Source organism: Alcanivorax sp. HI0044, from assembly GCF_001634945.1.
This window is the reverse complement of sequence record NZ_LWEZ01001441.1, coordinates 1-4310: the sequence shown is the minus strand read 5'-3', so window position 1 is coordinate 4310 and position 4310 is coordinate 1. Positions and strand designations below refer to the sequence as shown.

At 58.3% G+C, this 4310-nt stretch carries 3 protein-coding genes; all 3 read left to right on the top strand.

What is annotated here, in order from left to right:
- Positions 1-409: dethiobiotin synthase (gene bioD / locus A3730_RS21580; protein WP_063538886.1), on the top strand; the 409-nt coding region annotated here is incomplete at its 5' end.
- Between the two features lie 185 nt (positions 410-594).
- A complete protein-coding gene (locus A3730_RS21575; protein ID WP_063521178.1) occupies positions 595-2322 on the top strand; it encodes an alkaline phosphatase in 1728 nt (575 codons plus the stop codon).
- On the top strand, positions 2319-4310 hold a 1992-nt coding region (locus tag A3730_RS21570; RefSeq protein WP_063538884.1), incomplete at its 3' end, for a metallophosphoesterase. The genes A3730_RS21575 and A3730_RS21570, both read left to right, overlap by 4 nt.

The following is a 4310-nucleotide window of genomic DNA, read 5'->3' as shown; positions in this document are numbered from 1 at the left end:
TGAAACCGTGAACCCGGTGGCCTTCAAGGCGCCGGTCGCACCGCATATCGCGGCGCAGCAGGAGGGTAAAACGATCAACCTTTCCCGGCTTGCGGGATATGTGCGTGGTGCCTTGAGTGCCCACCCGGCGGATCTGATATTGATTGAAGGGGCTGGTGGTTGGCGCGTGCCGCTGAATGATCGGGAAATGTTGTCCGGGCTGGCAAAGGAGCTGGACGTGCCGGTGATCCAGGTTGTTGGCATGAAGCTGGGGTGTATCAATCACGCCTTGCTGACCGCAGAGGCCATTGAAAAGGATGGCCTGCGGTACGCCGGCACCATGGCCAATTGTTTTGGTGAGATGGCGGTGCAGGAAGAAAATTTGCTCACCCTGCGTCAGCATTTGCCGGGGGCGTTTGCGCTGGTCTGACCGGCACAATCACTGAAATTTCCTGCTACTTTCCTCGTTTTGTCATCTTTAACTGGGCGGTTACAGGGGGCTACATAGCACTACAGTGCGACTACCCAAGGCCCACTGTTTCCGTGCAATTTCCTGCCTAATCTTGACGTGCTGTTGCCGTAGGGCGATGGCCTTTATGGTTAGGGGGAATCTTCATGGATCGCAAACGACGTACCCTGGTGCAGGCGCTGGGCGCGAGTGGCGCGCTGTCACTGGCGGGTTGTGGTGGGGGTGGCAGCTCTTCAGCTGCGCCGCCGGCCAATACGCCTACACCCAGTCAGCCGGACGAACCGGATACGCCGGACGCCTTGCCTGGCGTTTCGTTTCTGCACGGTGTGGCATCCGGGGATCCACTGTCTGACCGGGTCATTCTCTGGACCCGCGTCACTGTGGATCGGGATAGCGGTGAGGATGTGGCCGTCACTGTTACGGTGGCCCGCGACCTGGCCATGCAGCAGACTGTGGCCAGCTATACCGCCACCGCCAGTGCGTCCAGCGACTACTGCGTGAAACTGGATGCCACCGGTCTGCAACCGGACAGCTGGTATTACTATCAGTTTTCGGTGGGTGACCAGCGCTCGCCGGTGGGCCGGACACGCACCTTCCCCGCATCGGAAACCTTTATCGACCGGGCCCGCTTTGCGGTGGTTTCCTGCTCCAACTATCCCTACGGATTTTTCTCCGTCTACCGGGCCGTGGCCAATCATGCGGATCTGGATTTTGTCTTGCACCTTGGTGATTACCTGTACGAGTACGGGGCCGGTGAGTACGGTGAGTTCCCCGAGCGCGATCCGCAGCCTCCCCATGAAATGATCACCCTGGCGGATTATCGCCAACGTCATGCGCAGTATAAAACCGACGAAGATCTGCAAGCGGTGCATCAGCAATTCCCGATGATTGCGGTCTGGGATGACCACGAATCCACCGACAACAGCTACCGTGACGGGGCGGGTAATCATGACCCGCTGACCGAAGGGGACTGGACTGCCCGCAAACAGATTTCCCAGCAAGCCTATTTCGAATGGTTGCCGATCCGCCCCCGTGAGCCGGGTAATCACAGCGTGATCTACCGCAACTTTGCCTTCGGTGACCTGATTGATCTGACCATGCTGGATACCCGGCTGGAAGGTCGCGATGAGCAGTTGACCATACCCGCCGATCCGGGCCGTAACGACGAAGATCGACACCTGATCAGTGAGCAGCAGATGGATTTTCTGCTCAACAGTTTGAGTGAATCGAACAGCCAGTGGCGTTTCATTGGCCAGCAGGTGATGTTTGCGCAACTCAATATTGCCGAGATTCCTTCGCTGAGCGAACGCCATGTGCAACTGCGCGGCAATCTGTCTGCCATCAACATGGATCAGTGGGATGGCTACGCGGCGGATCGGTTGAAAATTCTGAACCACATCGACGATAACGATATCGACAATGTGGTGATTCTCACCGGTGATATCCACACCTCCTGGGCCAGCGAAATTTACCGCAATCCAGGCACCCTGTTGGGTGATCTTTTTGATAAAGCGTTAGCAGCGGAGTTTGTCACCCCCGCGGTGACCAGCCCCGGTTTTCCGGAAGGCGTGGCAGAGCTTGCCGGCGTGGCGATTCCCGTGGCCAATCCGCATATCCGTTATGTGGAAGCCAAATCCCGCGGCTTCATTCTGGTGGACGTCACCCGCCAGCGTGCCCAGGGTGAGTTCTATTATGCGCAAAGCATTGAGTCCTACGATTTGCGTGGACAGATCAATAACACAAAAACCAAGGTGGTGACGGTAAAAAGTGGCGACAGTCGTATTATCGAAGATCAGCCATTATCCCGACCGCGCACGTTGCGCACCGCATTTTCCCATCCCCCCGTGCTGAATACTGAAGAGGTGATCTCATGAACGCTTACTGGAAACTGTTACCCCTGGTGGCGGCGATTACCCTGACGGCCTGTGGTGGCGGAAGCTCCTCCGGTGGTGGCGTGAATGCCGGTGCCGATGGCGGCAATGTGGAAACGCCCAATGGCCCTGGTGATGGTGGTGAAGGGGAAGGAGACGGAGAGCCGGATGAGGGCGGCGGCGGTGAAACCGGCGCTAACCCGCCAGCGGCGGTACGCTTTATTGTGATCGGCGATTCCGGTAGCGGCTCTGCCGGTCAATATGCCGTGGGGCAGGCGATAGCCGATGTCTGTGACGGCAAGGATGAATTTGTCGGTGACATGGCCTTTGCAGGGTGCGATCTGGTGGTCGGGCTGGGCGACAACATTTATGAGTCCGGGGTCACCAGCGTGGATGATCCCCAGTTCGCAGAAAAATTTGAAAAACCGTTTGAGCCGGTACAGCTGCCGTTCTACATGGTGCTGGGTAACCACGACAATACCGGTTACGTGGGCGGCGACGGGGCGGGCAATGCCCGTGGCGAATTCCAGGTGGATTATTCCTATTTCGATGGCCGCCTGTCTGACCGCTGGAATATGCCGGATCGTTATTTCAAACACAGTGCGGGTAATACCTCTCAGGGGGAGCGCCCTCTGGTGGATTTCTTTGCGCTGGATTCCAACCCCATTGCGGGTGGCTTTGCCGACCCGGATATTGCCTACGCGTATCACACCTATGGTGTGGATCAGCGTAACTGGGCTGTGAATGCCATCGCTGGCTCCAATGCGGTATTCCGCATTGGCATGGCGCACCATCCGTACTTGTCCAATGGCAGCCACGGTAACGCGGGCAACTACGATGGCGTACCCAGTGAACTGTTACCGGTGCTGGCCGGCGAGCGCTGGAAGGCGTTCATGGAAGAAGCGGTCTGCGACCAGACCGATTTTTTCTTCGCCGGTCATGATCACGATTTGCAGGTACTCAATGCCGTGCCGTCCTGTGGGCGCACGGAATTTGTGGTGAGCGGTGCCGCCGGCAAGACTCGCTCCATTGATGACCCGGAACGTAATGCCGCCCGTTTTCAGCAGGGCGATACCTACGGCTTTTTCTGGATGAAAGCGGTGGAGGCGAATGCGGAAACCATGGCCCCGGCTCAGCTCTGCATCGAAGCCTATACGGTGGACCCGGAAGCGGAAGGCCTGGGTGTGATCAGTGGCGGTGAGCTGACGCCGGCCTACACCCATTGTTATGAGAAGCAGCCCATGGTGCTGCTCAGCGGCAACAATGATTTCTCCGGCCAGCCGCTGGGCGATGGTGCCCTGCCGTTGCCGCTGCCGGATGGTTTCGATGCGGACTTCACCGGCCCGTTGAAAGAACTGCGCGAGACATTGGTGTCCGGCTTTACCGAAGTAGGTGCCAACCTGCCGGAAGAGCAGCGTCAGGTGTTCGACCAGATCATTGCCGGTACCGACATCCTGTTCAATGCTATGGATGCGGCAACCGCGGCGATCCTGGAAGGCGACAGCAGTGAAATGACGCAATCGGTGCAGGCGGTGCTGGCGGCTTCCGAGCAGTTGCAGGCCATCGATACCAGTGGCCTGCCGGCCCCTTTCGATCAGCTTGGCAGCGCCTTTGATGCTCTGGCCGCCGGCGTCGGTACGGGTAGCGGCGATGTGGGCGTGGGCGGTGACGGCAGTACCGTGGATGATGTTGCCTTTATTGCTGCACCGCTGGTGTCTTTGTCGCGCAACTTGAACAATATTCTTGATGGCGTTGAGGAGCAGGTGCCTGGGGAAGTGCCGGTGTTCGCCGGGCTCACGTCTGTGCTTTCAACCGTATCGTTGGGCCTTGCCAATACCCTGGAGCAGCTGGTGATGCTGGATACCAGTGCCACCGGTGAGCAACTGCTTGGTACGGTGCAGGGCACCCTGGAAAATCTGGTGAATGATGTGTTGTGGCTTAACCAGATCCCCGGTGCAGAGGATTACACCACCTTGCCTGGTGATGCACTG